This window comes from Candidatus Tisiphia endosymbiont of Temnostethus pusillus, assembly GCF_964264675.1.
Lineage (GTDB): Bacteria > Pseudomonadota > Alphaproteobacteria > Rickettsiales > Rickettsiaceae > Tisiphia.
On the sequence record NZ_OZ183472.1, the window covers coordinates 1,263,886 to 1,286,740 of the forward strand.

The 22,855-nt window shown below is 31.2% G+C and carries 17 protein-coding genes and 3 pseudogenes; 12 read left to right on the top strand and 8 right to left on the bottom strand.

Annotated elements, in window-relative coordinates; genetic code table 11:
* Positions 1 to 216 precede the first annotated feature (216 nt).
* Positions 217 to 2,067 (top strand): AAA family ATPase, encoded by a 1,851-nt coding sequence (locus tag ACFEL2_RS05725; RefSeq protein ID WP_375331736.1) that lies wholly within the window; start codon positions 217 to 219, stop codon positions 2,065 to 2,067.
* Between the two features lie 771 nt (positions 2,068 to 2,838).
* Positions 2,839 to 3,520, top strand: a pseudogene (locus ACFEL2_RS05730) (MFS transporter).
* A gap of 199 nt (positions 3,521 to 3,719) precedes the next feature.
* Here the strand turns inward: ACFEL2_RS05730 and ACFEL2_RS05735 are convergent.
* A complete protein-coding gene (locus ACFEL2_RS05735) occupies positions 3,720 to 5,951 on the bottom strand; it encodes a tetratricopeptide repeat protein (RefSeq protein WP_375331737.1) in 2,232 nt (743 codons plus the stop codon).
* Between the two features lie 485 nt (positions 5,952 to 6,436).
* Here ACFEL2_RS05735 and ACFEL2_RS05740 point away from each other — a divergent pair, with 485 nt between their 5' ends.
* The 6 genes from ACFEL2_RS05740 to ACFEL2_RS05765 all read left to right on the top strand — a co-directional run bounded on the left by ACFEL2_RS05740 (position 6,437) and on the right by ACFEL2_RS05765 (position 16,617).
* Positions 6,437 to 6,601, top strand: coding sequence for a hypothetical protein (locus ACFEL2_RS05740; protein WP_375331738.1), 165 nt, complete (start codon positions 6,437 to 6,439; stop codon positions 6,599 to 6,601).
* Between the two features lie 36 nt (positions 6,602 to 6,637).
* Positions 6,638 to 7,561 carry an Rpn family recombination-promoting nuclease/putative transposase gene (locus ACFEL2_RS05745; RefSeq protein ID WP_341751932.1) on the top strand — a complete coding sequence of 308 codons (924 nt, stop codon included), beginning with the start codon at positions 6,638 to 6,640 and terminating at the stop codon, positions 7,559 to 7,561.
* Between the two features lie 951 nt (positions 7,562 to 8,512).
* Positions 8,513 to 12,943 (top strand): PEP/pyruvate-binding domain-containing protein, encoded by a 4,431-nt coding sequence (locus tag ACFEL2_RS05750; RefSeq protein ID WP_375331739.1) that lies wholly within the window; start codon positions 8,513 to 8,515, stop codon positions 12,941 to 12,943.
* 264 nt (positions 12,944 to 13,207) lie between these two features.
* The gene (locus ACFEL2_RS05755) at positions 13,208 to 14,554 is read left to right on the top strand and encodes an IS110 family transposase (protein WP_375331740.1); all 1,347 of its coding nucleotides are present in this window, start codon (positions 13,208 to 13,210) and stop codon (positions 14,552 to 14,554) included.
* A gap of 324 nt (positions 14,555 to 14,878) precedes the next feature.
* Positions 14,879 to 16,225, top strand: coding sequence for an IS110 family transposase (locus tag ACFEL2_RS05760; protein WP_375331740.1), 1,347 nt, complete (start codon positions 14,879 to 14,881; stop codon positions 16,223 to 16,225).
* On the top strand, positions 16,219 to 16,617 hold the full coding sequence (locus tag ACFEL2_RS05765; RefSeq protein ID WP_375331741.1) for a hypothetical protein: 399 nt from the start codon (positions 16,219 to 16,221) through the stop codon (positions 16,615 to 16,617). Before ACFEL2_RS05760 ends, ACFEL2_RS05765 begins: the two co-directional genes overlap by 7 nt.
* A 307-nt stretch (positions 16,618 to 16,924) precedes the next feature.
* On the opposite strand, the pseudogene ACFEL2_RS05770 reads toward ACFEL2_RS05765, so the two are convergent.
* A pseudogene (locus ACFEL2_RS05770) lies at positions 16,925 to 17,134 on the bottom strand (transposase family protein); the annotation flags it as partial.
* Between the two features lie 25 nt (positions 17,135 to 17,159).
* Between ACFEL2_RS05770 and ACFEL2_RS05775 the strand changes: the two are divergent.
* A pseudogene (locus ACFEL2_RS05775) lies at positions 17,160 to 17,290 on the top strand (DDE-type integrase/transposase/recombinase); the annotation flags it as partial.
* Positions 17,291 to 17,384: 94 nt separating this feature from the next.
* Here ACFEL2_RS05775 and ACFEL2_RS05780 read toward each other — a convergent pair.
* Positions 17,385 to 17,738: a hypothetical protein gene (locus ACFEL2_RS05780; RefSeq protein WP_375331742.1), complete on the bottom strand. Its 354-nt coding sequence runs from the start codon at positions 17,736 to 17,738 to the stop codon at positions 17,385 to 17,387.
* A 282-nt stretch (positions 17,739 to 18,020) separates the two neighbouring features.
* On the opposite strand from ACFEL2_RS05780, the gene ACFEL2_RS05785 reads away from it, so the two are divergent.
* The 3 genes from ACFEL2_RS05785 to ACFEL2_RS05795 all read left to right on the top strand — a co-directional run bounded on the left by ACFEL2_RS05785 (position 18,021) and on the right by ACFEL2_RS05795 (position 20,831).
* Positions 18,021 to 18,320, top strand: a complete 300-nt coding sequence (locus ACFEL2_RS05785; RefSeq protein WP_375331743.1) for a hypothetical protein — start codon at positions 18,021 to 18,023, stop codon at positions 18,318 to 18,320.
* A gap of 507 nt (positions 18,321 to 18,827) precedes the next feature.
* Complete coding sequence (locus ACFEL2_RS05790; protein ID WP_341755693.1) at positions 18,828 to 19,583, top strand: LuxR C-terminal-related transcriptional regulator; 756 nt, start codon at positions 18,828 to 18,830, stop codon at positions 19,581 to 19,583.
* 6 nt (positions 19,584 to 19,589) lie between these two features.
* The gene (locus tag ACFEL2_RS05795; RefSeq protein ID WP_341755694.1) at positions 19,590 to 20,831 is read left to right on the top strand and encodes an MFS transporter; all 1,242 of its coding nucleotides are present in this window, start codon (positions 19,590 to 19,592) and stop codon (positions 20,829 to 20,831) included.
* A 112-nt stretch (positions 20,832 to 20,943) separates the two neighbouring features.
* Here the strand turns inward: ACFEL2_RS05795 and ACFEL2_RS05800 are convergent, their stop codons facing one another.
* From ACFEL2_RS05800 to ACFEL2_RS05820, 5 genes are all read right to left on the bottom strand, one after another.
* Positions 20,944 to 21,090 carry a hypothetical protein gene (locus tag ACFEL2_RS05800; RefSeq protein ID WP_341747759.1) on the bottom strand — a complete coding sequence of 49 codons (147 nt, stop codon included), beginning with the start codon at positions 21,088 to 21,090 and terminating at the stop codon, positions 20,944 to 20,946.
* Positions 21,091 to 21,267: 177 nt separating this feature from the next.
* Complete coding sequence (locus ACFEL2_RS05805) at positions 21,268 to 21,474, bottom strand: helix-turn-helix domain-containing protein (protein WP_375331744.1); 207 nt, start codon at positions 21,472 to 21,474, stop codon at positions 21,268 to 21,270.
* Positions 21,446 to 21,820: a recombinase family protein gene (locus tag ACFEL2_RS05810; protein WP_341751924.1), complete on the bottom strand. Its 375-nt coding sequence runs from the start codon at positions 21,818 to 21,820 to the stop codon at positions 21,446 to 21,448. Before ACFEL2_RS05810 ends, ACFEL2_RS05805 begins: the two co-directional genes overlap by 29 nt.
* Positions 21,820 to 22,209, bottom strand: a complete 390-nt coding sequence (locus ACFEL2_RS05815; RefSeq protein WP_341747761.1) for a type II toxin-antitoxin system VapC family toxin — start codon at positions 22,207 to 22,209, stop codon at positions 21,820 to 21,822. Before ACFEL2_RS05815 ends, ACFEL2_RS05810 begins: the two co-directional genes overlap by 1 nt.
* Positions 22,202 to 22,477: an AbrB/MazE/SpoVT family DNA-binding domain-containing protein gene (locus ACFEL2_RS05820; protein WP_341747762.1), complete on the bottom strand. Its 276-nt coding sequence runs from the start codon at positions 22,475 to 22,477 to the stop codon at positions 22,202 to 22,204. Before ACFEL2_RS05820 ends, ACFEL2_RS05815 begins: the two co-directional genes overlap by 8 nt.
* Positions 22,478 to 22,855 lie beyond the last annotated feature (378 nt).

Genomic DNA, 22,855 nt, shown 5'->3' on the forward strand with positions numbered 1-22,855 from the left:
TTAGTTATCCAATATTTTTTTCAATGAACACAATTATGATAATTAGGCGATGTTGTCACGAGATGTAATTCTATATTGAATCAAACTTATCTATACTATATCATATTTTTATTAAAACAGCATATTACCACATTTTATTAAAACTTAATCGGTAAAATAATTTATTAAAATTTAACTAAAAACTTTGGTATAAGAATATAAATATAATTGAATAATATGATAATTGAACTTTCAAACACTAACACACATCTCAAGGGAACTGACATTGTTAAGGAGAGTAATAAGCTGCCTAAAATGCTAGTAGGTACGGATGAATTCTATGACTTAGTAGTTAATAGTGATGTATTTGTTGATAAAAGTCTAATGATCAAAGAATTATTAGAAGATAGCGGTAAGGTTATCCTAATCACTCGACCAAGACGTTGGGGTAAAAGTCTTAATATGGATATGATGAGGAGATTCTTAGAAATCGAAGTAGGTGAGAGAGGTAAGCCTTTAGCTCAAGAAAAGAGAGTAAATTATAAACTCTTTACTGGAGGCATAGTAGATTTGGGCTTTGATGAAACCAAAGAGCTACAGCCTTTAAAAATATCCATTCATAAAAATATAATAAAGCGTCAAGGCCAATTTCCAGTAATATATATAAATTTTAAAGAAGTGAAGGGGAGTAATTATAAGGAAATTGTTAGTAGCATTATAGATCAAATAATAGAATTATACGAAAGATTTAATTATTTAGAACAATATATTCAAGAAGATAATAAATTTTTCAGTATTCCGCAAAAAGTAAAGTTAAAAAATTATCTAAGTGGTGATATTAATATAAGCTATTTAAAAAATAGCCTGAAGTTTTTAAGTCAAATATTGTATAAACATTTTAAACAAAAAGTATACATATTAATAGATGAATATGATACACCAATTAATAATGCGTATTTAGAATTTGGTCATAAAACAAAAGAATTTGAGCAGATTCTTAAGTTATTTAGAGGAATATTTGGGAGCAGCTTAAAAACGAATCCCTACTTAGAGAAAGGAGTAATTACTGGCATATTACGGGTTGCTAAAGCTAACTTGTTCTCAGACTTGAATAATGTTACTGAATATACTTTACTTGATGATGATTTCTCTAAGTCTTATGGCTTTACCCAAGCAGAAGTGGATGAATTATTAACCAAGGTGTCAACTAATACTGATCCAGAGAAGATTAAAGATTGGTATAATGGTTACACCTTTGGTGGAGAGGTAATTTATAATCCATGGTCAATCATGCAATGTTTAGCACACAAAGGTAAGCTCGATCACTATTGGCTAGATAGTGGCGGAACAGCTTTAATAGATAAAATACTGCTATCCGATGAAATGCAGGAAGATTTACAGAACTTAGCTGCTGGAAAAAGTATTATCTCACCTATTACTAAACAAATTAGTTTTGCTGACATCAATAAGCCAATAGGACTATTTAGTTTGTTATTATTTAGTGGATATTTAAACCCTACAGTTCAAAATTCAGAAGAAAATATATATGAATTGTCAGCACCAAATCGGGAAGTAAGGCACATATATAAGGTACGGGTGCTACAATGGGTAACTGATCAGTTAAAAATTGATAGTTCTAGATATTATTCGTTTGTTAGCTTGTTACCAGTAGGTAAAATAGAAGCATTTCAAGAACGGCTTCAGGAATTGTTATTAAACGCTACTAGTTTTCACCAAACAGGAAATAAAAAAGCTGAGTTATTTTATAGTGGTTTTATGCTAGGACTTGTTAACATGTTATCTTCTGCCTACATCATAAGCAGTGAACAAGAGTCAGGCAGTGGACGAGCTGATATTATCATGATCCCCAAGGTTGGTAAAGAAGATAATGCAATTATTATTGAGTACAAGATTGCCAAAAATACAGAAGATTTAGCCTTGGTAGCCCAAATGGGATTAAAGCAAATTATAGATAAACAATATGATGTAAAAGTTAAAGAACATTTTCATGTCAAAAGAATCATTAAACTTTCTATAGCTTTTTGCGGTAAGAATATGGAGTTACAATACCAAGTTACAGAGCTTTAGTAATAGACTGTAAGCGTTTGAATAACTAATAATTTTATGTCTATCGTGGTTCTGAAATTGTCCACTACGCCCCGCCAATCCCTATCAGGGTTTCAGGATTTTCTTACTTTACTAAAAATTTCATATGTAACTTCTCAGACAAATTTCCTGAAATTTGACCTACAAAAAAATCTATTCGTAGAAAATACCAGTGTAATATAGATCAGCTCTTTAAAGACTTTTTCCCATAACCCTTTTATATAGGATTAGCTATATTGCCATTGCTATTACCGCTATAAGCTGTAAGTTTTTGGGTAATAGTAATCACCAATAAAAAAACTGAATCTTTGAGCGTAGGCAAACTAGGTTTACCTAGTTTGCCCAAGTGCGGGTAGAGGGATTCTAAAAGCAAATGCTAAAACCTAACTTGTAACTACATAGTTTATTTTATTGGCAAGCTTTATATAGGCAGCAGAATGCTCCTTAAGTGGGTTGTTTAGGTAGGGTAGGGAGGTGAAGAAAAGAGAGGTAAAAAAAGAAAATGGTTTATCTAAAAAATAGCTATAGGTGGAAAATATTAATTGATTGTAAAATAAACGAACTGTATAAATTTAAGAAAAAGTAGCTATAATTTTATTGAACTGGTAGTAAGTTAAACGTATTACAAATTACTTTATTAAAAGTAATTTTTTTGTAATAATAACTGCAAGCGTGAAAATTAGTACTCCTAATTAACAAGTTGTTTCTGAATTTTACAAAGATTATTTTTATGCATTTATTACTATTTTAATTATGGAAATTTTAGTGGGAGCTGAGATAGATTTATTTGTTCCTAGTTTTCCAGAAATACAAACTATCTTTAATATTTCTACTTTTGAAGTAGAGTTATTACTTGGAATAAACTTTATAGGACATTGTATTACTTCCTTGATTGTTGGAAATTTAGGAGATAGATTTGGTAGAAAAGCAATTATTATTATAGGTTTAATAATATTTGCGAGACCTAGGAGTACCTATTCAACAATTTGGTTTTTATCAAGGAGTTATGGCGGCAGTATGTTGCATTGGCAATTTTTCTAGTAGTTATTTTTTGAAAAGATTTGGACAAAAAAAATGTTTATTTTTTGGTGTTTTAATGCTTAGTGCATTTATTATTTCTGCTATAATTTTAGTGACGTACAAGATTAATGATCCATTAATAATAACTATAGTGATCCAATTAATTGCTATTGGAATAATATTCCCTTGTAATATTTTATGGCCTTTAATGTTAGAAATTATACCAAATGCTAAGGGTAGGATTACTGCTGTAGCAATGTCAGGAAGATTTATTGTTACTGCAATATGTGTACAATTGATTAGTTATTTTTATCATGGCACTTTTCTACCATTAGCAATTGTCATGGGCATTACTATAATTATTACGTTAATTACTTGTTATAAATTATTACAAGAATATAAAATACTTAATTAGCCTGAATTGATGAAAAAACGACATAATAATTTATGACAAAAAATAATTTTATTCTGAGAGTAGCGATTCGATATTTTCAAGATAAGAAAAATAAACATGTTATAAGAGGGTACTTAATTTTGTCTAGACTCTTTCACCTATCAAGTTACCCTCTTATAACTACTTATAACATGTTTTTAAGATGTAAGAACCTTAATGTTTAATTGTTCTTGCTCCACAAATCCATGTTATATTGTGTGCAATATTCAAACATATCAACTGTGTTAGGATGGTGTATGCCAAACTCCTTAATTTGTGGCTTGCCAAAAAATTTATAATTATATAAATCTTTGCTTTTACAAGCGGCCTTTGATCCATGATTATACAAATCACTTACTTGGGCAATATTCTTGCTTTTGTCTTTATATAAGTAATGATATATGGTAAAAGCTTGCTTGTAAGATTCTATTGCTTGTTTAATATTATTTTGAGCAAACAAAATATCTCCTTGTACTACATAACTTTTTGCTAAATTTAAATCTTGCAAATAATATGCTGTCTGAGTTTTTTTATATTCATTTGTTGAAAATATTGCCATAGCTTTATTAATGTGTTTAAATGCTTTATCTACTTTACCTAAGCCTAGCTCACTTTTTGCCATTTGTGTATAAATACGGCTAAACACATAGCTCCCTTTTTGTATAGATTTTTGAATGTCATATAATTGTCTAATTTGATCATAAGCTTCTTGATATCTACCAAGACAATTTAGTATTACTGCTTTACTTAAATAACTACTAGTAAAATATGCACTATTAGGAGATGTGCCATTTTTTATGCCAAGTTTAATAATTTTATTATAATAATCTAAAGCTTCATCGTATTTGCCGTGCAAAAAAGATAAATAGCCTTTTAAATTATACATAACCGATATATTCGATTCATTCACTCCTAGTTGATCCATTTGCTTTATATATTGTCCAGTAATTTCAGTATTGCCTAAAGATGCATGAGATCCTGCTATATTTGAAATAAGACTAAGTTTTGTGAAACTGTTGTCATCATTAATTTGATCTAAAACTTTTAATGCTCTAGTACTATATGAAATAGTTTCTTCATAATTTGTCAGTAAAGCATTATATACTGATATGATATGCAAGTACCTAGCATAACGCTCTTTTTGGTATTCAGACATTTTATGTAGCTTAAATTCTTTCTTTTGATCTTTATGCTCAAACCAATCGACCATTTGTTTTGCTTTATAGAAATTATGAGAATTTACATATATAGAAGATAATTTAGTTCTCAAATCAAGCATTGAATATAAATCTATATGGTATTTTCTAGAATTATTTAAAAGAATAGTTAAATTCTCGACTATAGTATTTGCCGTCATCCAAGAATATTGGAAATGTATATTGTTTGATTTGGGAAGTTTAATAATAATATTTTCTAAATATATTTTATTACGTTTATCACCATTTAACTCCATTATTTTATTACTAATTATATCATGCATCTCAAAAACAGGGTTATCTTCGTTAGAGTCAATATTGCTAATTAACATGAATTTGGATAATTGATATATATCATCATTGAGAGTATCAGGATTATCAGTGATAGCAGTAAGTAATTGTTTTGAGAAACTTTGATTGTTCAGTAAGGCTATTTTGTTAAGTAACTGGACTGTACTAGGTTTTAGCTCCTTAATGACCATGTTAATATTGGTTGTTATTTTGTCAGTTGATTGGTAAATTTTCTTTTTATACTCCTCTTTATCTAATCCTTTGATTTTATTAAGTAATTGGACTCCTTGCACAATAAGTATTGGATACCCTTCAAAAGATTTGATTAAAAATTCCATGGTATAGTCATCTTTATTATCCAATAAATTACTAGCTAAAGCTATAATAGTCCTCTTATCAAATAAAGTCATCTCTATCGCATAAGGTAAAAGTTCTATATCTTGAGAGCAGAATATCACATTTCCATTATGTTCCCAATCAACAAAATCTTGCACTTTTGCATTTTCATTCACTTTTAGATTATCAAATATTAATAACCAATTATTAATAGAAGTTAAATATGATAATACCTCCTTCTTAGCTGAATCAGCATTCTCGGATATATGAGTCTGCCTAGTACTATTTAGCTGCTTAGCTAACTTAACAAATTGTTCGTTAAGATCAAGGTTGCAATCAAAAAACCAAATAAGGTCGTAATTATTTTTATTTTCATAACTATACATCCTAACTAGCTGAGTTTTACCTATTCCACTGATACCTACTATACTTGTTTGCTTATATTTACTTAAATTTTCCTTAAGAGTCTTAAGTTGTTGCACATGATTTACGAAATAACTAACAGGAGTAATCAAATTACTCACTTGTTCTTGAGCAAAAATATTACTATAAATAATTAGTAATACGAATAATGTTAAAAATTTTTTCATCCACTAAGCCTCTGTGTAATCTATTTTATTAATTTCCTTGTAGTATACTCTATTTTATAGAGCCACTAATAGATATAGTATAATTTTATAGCAAAAATTTTACTATTTTCTGCATAAATTAAGATATTTTTTATTCACATGGTTAAAGCAACAGGAGATAGAGGGTGTCTTAATACATCTATATTCAGGGAATGAAAGTAGGTGGTTTTTAGAAATATATCTAAAATTATCAATATCCGACGCTCATAAAGAATATGAAAATGTAATTAAGAAATTCCCAATTTAAAGTAAAGTAGGTGGCTGGTTGTTCATTTTCTGACACTCTATCTAGTCCCAAGGGTATCTATTAATTTATAATATGATTGATACTATAAAAGATTCAATTTGCTGTATACTCCTTTCTAACAAAAGAGCAATTAAAATCAATTTATTGCAAGCTTTTTAGTGAAGAAGATGGTAAAATAATATTAGAGGATTTAGCTCAAATGAGTGGCATATATCGCAGCAATTTTGTTCGGCAAGAAAGTGAGTACACTGCCTTTTTGGAAGGACATCGGGCATTGTTCCTATATATATGCTCGCAGGTTTCAGAAGATGATGGAGTTAATAATATCGATGGTGCTAAAAATACTAATGAATTAGATAAGTAATAACGATATTTAGTAACAATTAAGAGGTTATGTTATATGTTTTTATCAAAGTTTCTTGATCCTAAAAATGATTTTTGTTTTCGTAAAATCTTTGGTACGGAAAAGAACAAAGATATACTTGTACATTTTTTAAACGATGTTCTTAAGTGTAAAGAAAATGAGCAAATAATTGAGGTGACGTTTTTACCAACTATCCAAGACCCTGATATTGCTATTTACAGAAAGTCTATTGTTGATGTGTTATGTAAAGATCAACACGGTAATCAATTCATAGTAGAGATGCAGGTAAGTAAGCATCCAGGATTTGAAAAAAGAGCCCAATATTATGCAGCTAAAGCATATTCTCAGCAAAGAATTGAGGAAGATGAGAAACACAAGAAACTGGCAGTATACGCTAAATTAAAAGGAGTAATATTTTTAGCTATAGCTGATTTTGTGATGTTTGAAGATAAAAAACATTGGAAATCAGAACATCGTCTTTTAGATACAGAGAGCTATGCCCATGATTTAAAAGATTTTTACTTTGTTTTTTTAGAGCTTGAAAAATTTAAGAAAACTATAGATGAGCTAAAGACTATTGAAGAAAAGTGGATGTATTTTTTAAAGCATGCAGGAGATAGTAAATTAACATTAACAGAAATAGAGCATTTAATAGGTAAGGATGAAATTATTAGAAGAGCCTTTGAGGCAGTAGACCAAGCTAGCTGGTCAGAGGCAGAACTTAACACCTATGAGCAAATGACCAAAGCTCGTCTTGATAATTTAGCGGTAGAACAGCAGAAAATTGTAGATGCTGAGGCTAGAGGTGAAGCTAGAGGTAAAATTGAAGAAAAAATAGATACAGCAAAAGAAATGTTAATTGATAATGAGCCAATAGAAAAAATAGTTAAATATACAAAACTAACCATTGAAAAAATAAAACAGTTAAAAAAAGAAATAGAAAAGTCAAAAGAAGAGTAAGTCGATAAGCAAAGAAGTAACTGCTAATAATTATGAAGCTATCCCTATTTCCTCTAGTAATGACTGGCTAGCTAAATAACCTTGAGGAAATATAGTTGAGCCCATAGGATTGGGTGATAAAGAACATAACGATTGTAAGTTGTCATTATTCCTAGCCGCAGCGGGAATCCAAATACCTGCTTTCGCAGGTATGACACAAAGTTTGTATCACCTAATTCAATAGACCTCCTTCGAAACTCTACTTCTGCTGGTGATTTGAACAATGATGCGGCACTCGAATCCGTAACGGAATTAGAGTCCGCTGCGGTTCGAGGTGAAGCGTCTCCTTCACACCCTTGCGCACAAGCGAGTTTCGAAAGAAGTCTATTATTGTTATAGTTCGGGGCTAAATAGCTATAGTAAAACTTAATTAACTTTTCTATAACAAAATTTAATAGTTTTCTCCTTATGATGAATGTGATTTAGTTCTTGTTCAAGATGTAGTTTTTCTGCTTGTTGTTTTGCCTTGTTGCAATAATTCAAGGCTGTTAAAAAGCGTGCAATAATGACCCGTTAAATGGATTAATGACGTACTACTTTTCCCACTTCTTAGGTGGGTCATTTTTCAACGCTTATTGACACACCTCAACCCTTATATCTTTATATAATCCTTCTACACTTATAGCGAACTCAGGTTAAGTAATTGATTTTAGCACCTCTGATAATTGCCATTTCTTCTAACTAGTTATAGGATTTTGTCAAAACTTCAGATTTTAGAATGTTATCGACATCGTAGAAAATAATACTTGCAATCCAAATTTAAGTTAGTATAATCCTGGCTAGAAGCAAAACAACCGTTGCAAACGGTTATTTATTTTATAAATAAAATCTATAAGGTTGTCTATGGCAAATAATTAGTTAATAAGATTTTTATAAGAACAACGTAATAAATTTATGAAACAGGCGTGATTTATGACTAAAACAACATTGAAAGATATCCAAAATAGTGGAGTTTCTTTAAGTAAAACAATCCCTCAATATCCTAATGAAGTGAAGAAAGCAGCTATTATGTATGGAAACAAAGCTGCTAACTTAATGTATTTAAAAGAGAAATTACTTCCAGAATTCTTAATACAAGCTGATAATAATGACAGTTTTGGTATAAAAATTCAAATACCAGAATTTCTGAAATTTTCACATGATACAATATTTAATTATTTGAAATCTCATAACGTAGATATTGAACAAAACTGGTCAAAGTTTGTTGAATTTTTTAACAAACAGTCTAACAAGGAGACTATAGACGATAACGCTAAACAAACTCTACAGGATATTAAGGACAGTATTAAACAATGTTTCTCTGAAAACACTATAAATTTGGATGGATTAAATAGTTTTATATCAGATTTAGGACCAAACTCTTATGTAATGTTCAGAAGTACAGGGCGCGAAGATTCAGAGGAATTTGCAAACCCAGGTGGAAACATAAGCTCTATATCTAGCTCTGTTTTTAGTGAAATAAATCAACCTATTGCTGATGTAATAGCAGGTTATTTTGATGAAAAATCTCTATCACAGCGGTTAAAAGCTGGTGATGATATTACAAAATTGCCATTTGTACCTTTATTAGCCCAATTGATGATTCATGAAGAAGATGAATCTATTGTTGTTTCGGGAGTAGCGTATAGTGGTCGTGGTACTACTACGATTAATGCAGCTTTTGGTCATGGAGAATATGTTGTAAATAGCAAAGGTCCTTCACACAGTTTTTATATTACTGAAAACAATATGGTCTATCCAACAAAGAGTCCTCAAGATTATCGATTACAAGCTAAAATTAACAATGGAAAACTGTCTTTAGACACAATAACTAATACTAATAATACAAAATATGCTGATAGTTTACCTGCGCCAGTTTCATTATATTTGCACAAATTTGCACAGTTTGTCAAAGAAAAATATAGTGGTATGGAAGTGGATGTAGAATTTGTTTATGATCCTAAAGATAACAAAATATCTATAGTGCAAGTACGATCAAAACCTGATGGAGATCGCACCCTACAACAGCCCTCAGCATTAAGTCCAGAATTTCTAATAGAAATTGCTGAAGATGGTGGTAAAATACTAAAGGGTAGCACAATCACACAGGATATCAATAATTGTCAATTAATTAAAGAAGCTAAAGAAATTTTAGTTTTCAACAATATAAATGAGGCTTTAGGTGCATATCTTTCTTCAGCTAATGAGGTTAAGGCTGTTATTATACGAAATGACGCTTCACCTAATTCTCATGAAGCAGGAGAATTTGCTTTCAAGGGAATACCAGTAATTAGAATTAAGGATCTCGATAAGGTTAAGGAGCTAGTACAAGAGTTGAATGTAGGGAAGCCACTAGTTGTAGATCCACAGCATAAATATATTGTTCAATTACCAAGAGCATATGAAACACTTACATACAAGAATCTACAAAAGGACGGGTTTATAGTACCTGGTATCTTTTCTTCTACTTTATCACCTCATGTAAGCCCATATTCGTATAAGCTTAAGCATGTTGACACTACTAATGATGATGTTATTAACACTGATAATGATAAACTAGGTGATCTAGTGGTAATGTCAAACAGCCCGGATGAGAGCCTTGCACAACAAGCTTCAACTAACTTATTTCAATTATTGAAGACATTAATTTTTAAAAACAACACTACAAAAAGTGCTGGTACATACGCAGAAATTCTTGAAAAGCTAGACTGTTTAAGTAACCCAACATCAGCAAATATTAACGAGGTTCAAGAAATATTTAATACTGCTTATAAATTGAAGAACAAAGGATTGATCTCTCAAGAATTGTTTATACAGATATCACTATCCAGTGCTGAATTAATTATGTCTATTAATAGCACCAAGAATGCAAAAACATCAAATGCAGAACAACAATATCTTATAACAAACTATTTAAACATTCATCAAAAATTCCAAGGGCTAATTATCACAACATTAGGTGATAATGATGTATTATCTAGTTCTTTGCTACAAGACTTAACCACAACTCACCATCAACGAGAAACTGCAAAAATTCTAGAAGGTTTGGGATTAAATTTATCTACTAATCAAAAAGCTTATTTTAACGAAGTAACTAAATTAGCAAAATTTTTTATAACCGATAATGATAAGGAACATTGGCTAAAATTTTGTATAGACTTGGCTAAAGATAAAGAAATTTTTTTACAAGCTCTTGGAACACTGGTAAAAGAAATAACAATCCTAGATATTCCTGGAGCATGGTGTAATACTGAATTTGTTGATAGTTATAAGGTAGAGACAAATTCTAGAAAGCTTTTAAAAAATCTATGGTCAAAGTTAGCTCATATTGTTGAAAACAATACTAACAGTATAGAAAAAATTAATAGTTTGATCCAAGAAATGAAAGAAAAAGTCGTTGATTTCCGCGATCCAAGTAAATTTGACACTATATATGAATACTTTAAGTCTACAAGAGAAAAGATTGAAGAGCTATTGCCAAGACATGAGGATTCTAAGGATTCTATAATGAATCTTATACTTGCAAAACAAATGAATGATTTTGTGAATGTTTTAGACCTGAGCATAAAATCTATGTCAACATCCTCAATATATCAGGACAAGAACCAACAAGTATCTAATTTTAAGCAAATGCTACAGGACATGTTTGAGGTGGCAAAAAGTTACAAATGGATCGTCAATACTAATTCAGATGATTTGAAATTGATTATGATGCATATAAGAAAAATGTTGCACGGTTCAAAAGAATACAACTCATCAGATCTCTCTCCATCAAATAAATTTAATGTTAATATAGCTATGATTAGTAGTGGGTCAGAGCTACAAAATGTATTAAAGTTATGCACAACCTTAGTAGATGTTTTTACCTTACTTCATCAAGTATTAATAGACTTAAGCAGTAAAGCAACAAAATGGCATGATAATATAGATTCTCCAAATCTACTGAAACATATACATGAAGAACTATTGTCTATAAGTAACTTTGGCTATACTACTAAAGTATCTAGTTCTTATATAGCTAAAGAAAAATATACAAAAAATTACAATATTGTCTTAGATAATCATTCTGCCTCAGTATCAGCGGTATACAATATCGATACTAAAGCTACTACATTAAAATTTACTATAACAGGGATGAATGCTTACAAGAACCGTTGGGATGAAACAGCCTTGTTTAGTGCATTCAGTCTAGATGTACTTTCAAAAATAAAAATACTACAGTACCCAAAATCAGACAATGAATCATCTGAGTTTGAAGTATTATTACAAGATCAGAATGAAGTAAATTATGTTAAAAAAATAATCACTGGTATATTAGAACGTTCTTGTGAAGGACGTAATGGAGGCGTTACAAAACATAATGAAAAAAGTATATTAATACATTATTTAAAGGAGCTCACCTCACTACAAAATTTAGAAAGCATTAAAGCTCAAGAAGATAGTAAGATAAAAGAATTCCAAAAGAAATATATAAAAAACCTATGGTGTAATATTTACAAATCAGAATTAGCCTATTGGCTTGAAGAACAAGGGTTAGGCCTAATAAATTACTTAACTCACAATTCTAAACTACTAGACGACGATCTCACAATCCTGTTACGAGATCTTATAGAATGGACTCCAAGAGAATTTTCACCAATAATACAACAAGCAATTAAAGAAATTTTAATCAACAATAATATTGTTAAAGATTGGAGTGAAGAATATATATATAATATGTCTGAAGTTCCGTCTGATCAATTAGTAGAATATATTACAAAACGTCCAAATTCAATACTCAGTGCTACTGTTAAAAAAGATTTAAAAAACTATATAACAAATAATTCTGAAGAAACAAATAATCTTGAAGATTTGTTATTATTATGCCAAATACCTCAAATAAATAATGATGAGCAGCTTGCGGATCATCTTCAAACTCTACTATTTAAAACCCAAGAACACAATATAGATGATTTGGTAAAGTATGCTATTGATCATCCATATTCCATACAGAGTCATTATTTTCGTAATATTTTAATTGAACATTTAAAGAATAACCTGGAAGATATTCCTAAATGTGCGGAAGTATTTAAGTCCAATAAGGTTTTATCACGCGAATGCGAGCTTAAAGAGTTCCATGAAATATATATAAGTTATTTATCGCAAAAAGAAAATGGTTTGTTGGATTATATCAGACTATATCCGAAAGATTTAGAAAGCTATAACTTACGCGACTTGATTTTGCAAGAACTAGACAATAATTCGGTAGAATTAAGTACAGTAAAAAGATACCTGGATAATAATGAAAATATAAATCCATGTTTCAAGATAGCACCAAACAAACTGCTGCACATTTGTAAAAACATAAACAAACTTTGGTGGTAAGCCATCAACAACAAGGTATAGTGTTTGCGATTATTGTGTGTTAAAGTTACAGTTAGCCGAGTTGGTAAAGAGCTATAACCGACCACCACAATGGTGCAGCTTTAAGGCAGCCCGTAAGATAGCATGGTTTTGGAGTTGTTGGTAATATCATTGATGGCATTATGTGTTTATGATACGTAAGAGACCTCGTTTAAGAGATTAATTTTTTCATTCAATACTCCAACTTAAAATTAGCTCGGTCTAATTCTTAGTGTAGGAGATGATATGACAAATAAAAAGAATGATAAACAGAAACTATCTGTAATTAATCCTGATGCGGCAGGTATTGATATTGGTTCTAGAGAACATTATGTTTGTGTACCAGCTGATAGGGATGAAAAGAATGTACGAAAATTTGCTGCTTTTACCAGTGATTTAAGAGAAATGGCAGATTGGTTAAAAAAATGTGGAGTTAAGACGATAGCTATGGAATCAACAGGGATATATTGGATACCTGTATTTCAGATTTTAGAGACTACTGGCTTTGAAGTTATATTGGTGAATGCTAGGCATGTGAAAAACGTACCTGGACGTAAAACAGATGTAGCTGATTGTCAGTGGTTACAACAACTTCATAGCTATGGATTGTTAAGTGGTTCATTTCGTCCAAAAGATCAGATATGTGAATTAAGAACTCTTACTAGACAAAGAGACAGATTAACAAAGAATGCTGCAACCCATGTAAACCGTATGCAGAAAGCACTGAATGAAATGAATATCCAATTACATCATGTGATTAGTGATATAACAGGTGTTACAGGAATGAGTATAATAAAAGCAATTATTGCTGGTGAAAGGGATGCAAATAAATTAGTCACATTTAGGGATAGTCGTATAAAAAGTGATAAAAAGACTATTATCAAAGCTTTGGAGGGAGATTATCGCAAAGAGCATCTTGTAGTATTAAAGCAAGAATTAGATATTTATGAATTTTACCTAAAACAAATCAAGGAGTGTGACGAAGCAATAGAAAGCTGTTACAAAGAGTTTGATAAATGTGGTGATGGTGATGTAACAAATAAGCAACGCAAGAACAAAAATTCTCCAAAGTTTGATTTACAACAATCACTATATAACGCAGCAGGAGCAGATTTTACTGCAATTCCAGGGCTAAGTGAGCTAAGTGTACAAACGATAGTATCGGAAGTGGGGTTAGATATGGACAAATGGAGTACAGAGAAACATTTTACATCTTGGCTTGGCTTAAGTCCTGCTAATAAAATTACCGGTGGTAAAGTATTTGATACGAGAACAAAAAAGGTAGAAAATAAAGCAAGTATGGCATTCAGGATGGCAGCTCTTAATCTAGGTAGAGGTAAATCAGCACTAGCAGGATTTTACAGAAGGATAAAAAGTAGAGCTGGTACACCAAAAGCTATTACAGCAACAGCAAGGAAGTTGGCATGTATGTTTTATCGATTATTAAAATATGGTCAAGACTACGTCGAACAGGGAATTGAAACGTACGAAAAACAATACCAAGAAACAATGGTAAAAAATCTGCAAAAACAGGCAACACGACTAGGGTTTAGTGTGGTTAAAATAGAGCAGTCATTGGAATCAGTTTGTTAAGAGATAGCACCAAACAAACTGCTGCACATTTGTAAAAACATAAACAAACTTTGGTGGTAAGCCATCAACAACAAGGTATAGTGTTTGCGATTATTGTGTGTTAAAGTTACAGTTAGCCGAGTTGGTAAAGAGCTATAACCGACCACCACAATGGTGCAGCTTTAAGGCAGCCCGTAAGATAGCATGGTTTTGGAGTTGTTGGTAATATCATTGATGGCATTATGTGTTTATGATACGTAAGAGACCTCGTTTAAGAGATTAATTTTTTCATTCAATACTCCAACTTAAAATTAGCTCGGTCTAATTCTTAGTGTAGGAGATGATATGACAAATAAAAAGAATGATAAACAGAAACTATCTGTAATTAATCCTGATGCGGCAGGTATTGATATTGGTTCTAGAGAACATTATGTTTGTGTACCAGCTGATAGGGATGAAAAGAATGTACGAAAATTTGCTGCTTTTACCAGTGATTTAAGAGAAATGGCAGATTGGTTAAAAAAATGTGGAGTTAAGACGATAGCTATGGAATCAACAGGGATATATTGGATACCTGTATTTCAGATTTTAGAGACTACTGGCTTTGAAGTTATATTGGTGAATGCTAGGCATGTGAAAAACGTACCTGGACGTAAAACAGATGTAGCTGATTGTCAGTGGTTACAACAACTTCATAGCTATGGATTGTTAAGTGGTTCATTTCGTCCAAAAGATCAGATATGTGAATTAAGAACTCTTACTAGACAAAGAGACAGATTAACAAAGAATGCTGCAACCCATGTAAACCGTATGCAGAAAGCACTGAATGAAATGAATATCCAATTACATCATGTGATTAGTGATATAACAGGTGTTACAGGAATGAGTATAATAAAAGCAATTATTGCTGGTGAAAGGGATGCAAATAAATTAGTCACATTTAGGGATAGTCGTATAAAAAGTGATAAAAAGACTATTATCAAAGCTTTGGAGGGAGATTATCGCAAAGAGCATCTTGTAGTATTAAAGCAAGAATTAGATATTTATGAATTTTACCTAAAACAAATCAAGGAGTGTGACGAAGCAATAGAAAGCTGTTACAAAGAGTTTGATAAATGTGGTGATGGTGATGTAACAAATAAGCAACGCAAGAACAAAAATTCTCCAAAGTTTGATTTACAACAATCACTATATAACGCAGCAGGAGCAGATTTTACTGCAATTCCAGGGCTAAGTGAGCTAAGTGTACAAACGATAGTATCGGAAGTGGGGTTAGATATGGACAAATGGAGTACAGAGAAACATTTTACATCTTGGCTTGGCTTAAGTCCTGCTAATAAAATTACCGGTGGTAAAGTATTTGATACGAGAACAAAAAAGGTAGAAAATAAAGCAAGTATGGCATTCAGGATGGCAGCTCTTAATCTAGGTAGAGGTAAATCAGCACTAGCAGGATTTTACAGAAGGATAAAAAGTAGAGCTGGTACACCAAAAGCTATTACAGCAACAGCAAGGAAGTTGGCATGTATGTTTTATCGATTATTAAAATATGGTCAAGACTACGTCGAACAGGGAATTGAAACGTACGAAAAACAATACCAAGAAACAATGGTAAAAAATCTGCAAAAACAGGCAACACGACTAGGGTTTAGTGTGGTTAAAATAGAGCAGTCATTGGAATCAGTTTGTTAAGAGAGGTAAATAGCAAGTACAATAAAAACCAATTTCAAGCATTAAAAAACAGCGGGTTAGGACCTGAAGAGATTTTAATTAAATGCCCAAAATTGTTAGCAGAACCGTACATTGATCCAATAGATTTTTGCAAGTTGCGATCATTATTAGAACGATCGTCTCTTGATACTCAAAAACAGTTTACTAGTCAAATATCAGTATTAACAGAATTATTTTTTAGAAAAGCAGAGCTAGATTTCTTTACATGGCTTACCTCTACTTTTATACCAGAACTAGAGGAAAAAGCTATTATAGAGCAGCGTTCTGATATTAATCATGAGGACTCTTCTGACAATAACCTGGTGTTACCTTTATCAGGCGAAGAAAGTTTTTTCCCCACAGAACCATGGTAATTTAAAAGTCACAATTAATAACTGAGAAACTATACAAGATTAAATGAAACCAATATTATTTTTGTATAGAATAAAGAGCTTAAATGCTACAATCAAAAGTTGTCAGGTCACGATTGTTAAAAAGTGTGCAATAATGACCCGGTAAATGGATTAATGTGCGTTGAAAAATGACCCATCTAGCGGGTAATTTTTAAATGAAGATTAATCCATTATTATCAATCTATACTCCTATTATTAATAATAGGAGTATACTGCAAGTAAACCCAAAATAAATGGAGAATATATAATAGACCTCTTTTAAAACTGGTTAACGTAGTTCAAAATTATAAATGTCAGAGAGCAAATTAAATCTAAGACCGAATCTTTTACGTCTATTTCGATATTTGTCAGCAATAATTTTGAACCGTTTTAGCATACCAATAACGTTTTCATTCACAACTCTTTCTCCTGCTAACCTACGATTATTCTTTTTATCATTTTTAGTTAAAGGATTTTTCTTGCTTTTTTTCTTTGGTAATTCAGTTCGTAGGAGCAGAAGAGTATATCTGAATAATATAGCTGAACAAGAGCACCGCTTTATCAAGAAACGAGCTAAGCCAATGCTTGGTTTAAAATTTTTCGTTCTGCTGTGGTTACTATCACTGATATAGAAAATATTCGTATGATTCAAAAAAGATAAATTACTGGAGCTAATAATAACCTCAGCATCCGTAATGGAAGTCAATAAAAAAATAATAACTTAACATAAATTTTCATTCCAAGAAGAATTATTTTTGTTCCTTGGTCTGTGGCGTAGTATTGCTAGAGCTAGCAAATGCTTTACACTCGTCAAGTAGTGTTTTAAGATTGACATTTATGTCTTCTAACTGAAAGGTAGCATGTAATATATGATGTTCTTTCTTAACTGTACTATTAGCTAGATCTGTGCTCTTTTGATATAGAGCTACTATTTCATCTTGTGCTTTGATGTAGACGTTAGAAAAATTATTGCAAATAACCTTGATGTCACTACAGGTTGATCTGATTTGATTAAGCCATTTGACCGAGAGTAGTATTAATAATATCTGTCCAATGATTAGGCTAAATACTCCAATGACCAAGGCTAATATTTGGTAATTCATGTTCTACTTCCTTTATTTGCTAATGTTATGTTTGTCTGCATAGCCTGTTGTAAGCCTAGATAAGGTCGGCTGATTGATTGCTGCTATAAATATTTATTTTAATCATTTAGTAAATCCTATTTATTACTTTACTTAATATTCAAAAAAATATTATTATAACTTACTAACGTGTTAATTACCACGGTATTTTTTACGGTATTGATATAAGTTGATTCTTTACATATTATTTATGTATAAAGTTATTTATCCGATAATAAAAAAAATGGTTTTGAGATATAAATTATGGAATTTCAAATACAGGATTTATTAGGAAAATGCTCTATGTCACATGCAACTGTTAGGAGTGTAATTAAAAAGTCATTCTTCTTTTTTGTTATAGTTTGGTTTGTATTTGCTTATAGTAGTGGGACATTAGCAGCAGGAAAGAATAATAATATAAAAGAATACGGGATTGTTATATTACTAGAAGAAAAATGTGTAAGAGTAGCTGAAAAACTAAATCAGGATATTGCAAAAATATTAAGTCATTTAACTAATGTTAAAAATTATTGGCATGTTACCTTAATATCACGGAGCATATGAAACAAAAGATATACAACAAATATATAACAAAATTAAAGGACTAAAACTCCAACCTTTTACCTTAAACTTTAGTAAAATTTACTCTACTGCAGATAGGTGGGTAGACTTAGGGGCAGAAAAAAATAAATATCTTCAAGAATTACACGCATCAATCGTTCATTTAGCTAGCCCTTTCCACAAACATCCGTTAGCTCGCTCTAAAGATGTTTATAAAGATATGTCAAATGTTCAACGTGAACAAGTCGATAATTATGGTGTTAGTGGAGTTTTGGAGTTATATAATCCTCATATGACGTTGTTTTACCAATACCCCACCAAGGCTTGAATTACAGGATACTGCAAAGAGAGTAGCAGTTTCTTTCAAAGAAAATATGGTATGTAAAGCCTCCAAGATTATTATAGGAGAACTAGGATATAATGGTAATATTGAAAAAATAGTTTATAGTGTAGAGGTGTCCAACTAAGTATCCAGCTAATTATAACAACAAAATATTCGTGTAACAAATTATGTTGAAGCCTGTCCAAGATAAAAGCTCAGTACAAAATACATCAATCATTTGTACTAAACAAAACGATTTAAAATCTGAATTTGCTTCTATAGTAAATGTACCTGGCTTTGTTATCGCTAAAGACATCAATTCTAAGTATTCCGTTATTAGTAAAGATTATGCTCTACTACTGGGTTGGAAGAGTCCAGACCACTGCGTTGATTTAACAGATTTTGACATACCTTGTGAAGCCGTAAAAGCAGCTGAGCAATTTATAACCCTTGATCAGAAAGTTATCGATACTACTAAGGCGATATTAAGCTTATATATTTGCAATTATTCATCTGGCTGGAAAACCTTAATGAGTCATAAGATCCCCATACAACAAGAAGATGGGAAAATCACTGGAATATTTGGTCAAGTTATGGACATATCTAACACTAATATGTTTAATTGGTATCTAGCATTAAATCAATTTGATAAAAAATTTATAAATTCGCAGGATAAACCTATAATTTATATTTTAAATCAGGAGCATTCTCCTCTTCCTTTAAGCAAAAAACAACAAGAATGTGTATTTTTATTGTTACGTGGTAAATCCATGAAAGAAATCGCCACTATATTAAACCTGTCAGTACGTACTGTGGAATCATACTTTGCGATAATCAAATTAAAGTTAGGGTGCAGTAATAAATCTCAACTTATAGAAAAAGCAATTAATAGTGGTTTCCTACATTACATTCCAAATAGTATTATTCCTGTGTCTACAAAATAGGTTTTTATGAAAAAAATTGTTTTGACCTGTATGATTGGCAATGCATTGGAATGGTATGATTTTATTTTATATGCTCAGTTTGCTTATATACTTAAACAAAAATTTTTGCCAGATAGCTCTATTAGTGAAATACTGACTTTTGCAATATTTGCAGCTGGGTTTGTGGTAAGACCTCTTGGAGGAATTATTTTTGGTAATATTGGTGACAAATTTGGGAGACGTATTTCCTTGGTTATAGGTATTTTGACAATGGTAGTTCCTACTACCATAATAGGATTACTACCCAGTTATAATTCAATTGGTTTAGTTGCTCCAATAATTTTAACTCTAGTACGATTAGTTCAGGGATTTTCATTAGGTGGGGAATTTAGTGGTTGCGTTATTTACCTTACAGAACATGCACCAGCAAATAACAGGGGTATAATTGGAAGTATTGTATATATTAGTCAATGCTTAGGGATGTTGTTAGGGATAATAATTGCTTATTTACTCAGTTCCTTGTTATCAAAAGAAGATTTATGGTCTTTTGGGTGGCGATTACCTTTTATTAGTAGTTTTTTTGTTGGTATGATAGGAATGTACATAAGAAATAGCATATCAGAAACCCCAATATATGCCAAGGTAAGAGATTGTGGACTAGTCTTACAATACCCTTTGCGAGAACTACTATTAAACTATAAGAAAAAACTTTGGTTAGCAATAGGTCTTTATATTAATGTTACAGCACCTTTCTATGCTGCAACTATTTTCATTCCAAACTACATGTTAACCCTTGGATATAGCCAAGCTGAATGCTCAACATTAGGAAGCTTAACTTTAGTTACCATGATCATTACTTTTCCTATTACTGCCTACATCTCAGATAAGATAGGACGCAAACCTGTAATTCTTTTCAGTTGCCTAGCACTTATAATACTCACCTACCCAATTTTTCTCATGATAAATACTAAATCTTATTATCTTGCAACTACAGCACAAATTTTATTTGCTGTAATAGTAGCATTTCATATGGGTGCAATACCAACGATTCTAGTAGAACTATTTCCAACTAGTGTTCGTTTTACAGGAGTAGCACTATCATGCAACATAAGTGCAGCAATATTTGGAGGGACAGTCCCTATGATTGGTGCTTGGATATATCAGGTTACAGGAGATAGATTAGCGATGTCTTATTATTTAACCTTCCTAGCTATTTTAGCTATTTTTATAATATTTTTTTACAAAGAAACATATAAAAATATAATATAAGTTTTAACGACACCGTCAAATTAACTGAAAAACGCCTAATTTTAACAAAATTTTCGGTCTGTAAGCAGCATAGTATCGTTTACAAAATACTCATTTTTTGTTAAACTCAAGTTTAAAGGAGTACCAATGCCGAATTGGTATAACTTGCCACATGAGATTTAGCTGATTCAATATGAGCTATAATATTATCAAGGAGTTTCTTTGACAACTTGCTTTCTAGTATAGTATTGTTTTTTATAATTTGATTTGTATCTATCACTGTGCGTCCTAGTATTTAGTTCTCATAATGATTGGAGGCGGAACTTTTGCTGTCAAAAAATAGTAAAAGTTAGAACTATTATAGGAAATATAATAGCATCAAAACGATAAAGTGACAACTACAAGAATGAAAAGAGAACGAGTTTCCACAAAATCTATCCAACCATTACCGATAGCCCTATTGAGTATATTTTAATTCACGATATATTGTAGACCGCCCCATTTGTAATTGTTTTGCAGCGTTAGTAGGGGATATTCCGGTTTTAATTAATCTTAATGCTGCATCAAGTTTTTCTTTATCTAAGTTAGGACGCCCGGGAGTTTTACCTTTTAAACGTGCAGCATTGATTCCTTCCTTAGTGCGTTCTGAAATTAGTCGTCTCAAAATGGGCAATAGCACCGAATACATGGAATACAAGTTCTCCAGCAGCAGAAGAGGTATCAATCTTTTCTTCAAGAGACATCAAACCAATCTTATTTTTCTTAAGATACTCTACTGTTTCAAGCAATTCTTTTAAACTGCATCCCAAACGATCGAGTCGTACTATACAAAGTAAATCATTGGGTCTAGCATAAGCAATTAATTCCTCCAATCCCGGACGTTCAAATATTCTACCACTGATAACATCTTCAAATATTTTAATAGCTCCCGCTTTTTTAAGACGGTGTCTCTGAGAATCTAAGTCTTGTTGTTGCGTTGATACACGTGCATATCCCAAAATATCAGTCATTACCTTGCCATTATGAATTCAATATCAAGGTCAACTTTTTGCCATATCTTATCACAAGTAAGTATAGGGTAATTTTTAAACATTGCTAAAGCAATACACCCCCTATCTCCTAAGGATAGACCATACTGTTTTGTCTTTTTGATTATTTTTGCTGTTATTAATGCTTGTTCTTCGCAAAAATCTATAATTTTGATACCGGAAAGCTTTATCAGGTTTCTACAGTCGTCTTCTGTTAAATTTTGTACTTCAATACAGTACTTGTATACTTCCGCAATATTTACACTTGAGATTATTGCATATTTCATATGCTGCCTTATGGATTCATATCCAAGTTCTTTTGCAAATAGCATTATAAGAGCAGAAGAATCAAACACTATTTTTTTAGCCATTTTTTACACTTCTATTTTCTTCTATTTGGTATTCTTCATGCTTTCTGTTTATAAAATCATCTAGCACTGAATCTTTTCTATTATTTTGGTTTTTTGTAAAGATTGCATGCATCTCATCTATTATTTGGTTAGCATTAATTATCTTCACCTCATTTTCATAAACTTCTAGATTAACTTTATCACCCGGTTGTATATTAAGCCTTTCTCTTATTTCTGATGGAATCAATACTCTGCCATGTTGATCCATATTTGTTATTAATTTTTCCATATTCTATACCAAATACTTGTTTAGGTCACTTTATCATTTATTACTATATGTCATTTAGATAAATTACGCAATAAATTTATAGATTATGTCATAAACTATATTCTTAGCACCTCTTAAAAACGACCATTTTTTAGGAGACCATTCAAAATCAGGGGCAAAGCTAAATTTTGCTAAAAATATGCCTAGCTTTTTATAAAAATATATTACAAAATGAATCTATAACACCTGAAACATATTTTATCGTATTTGATGTAACTGATAAATTGCTTTTATATGTCTGACAATACTAAGATTTAGCAATTTAAAGTACATCTTAAAGATATAACGCCAATGATTTGGCGTAGTTTTCTAATTCAAATTTAGTTTTGCCCCTGCTTT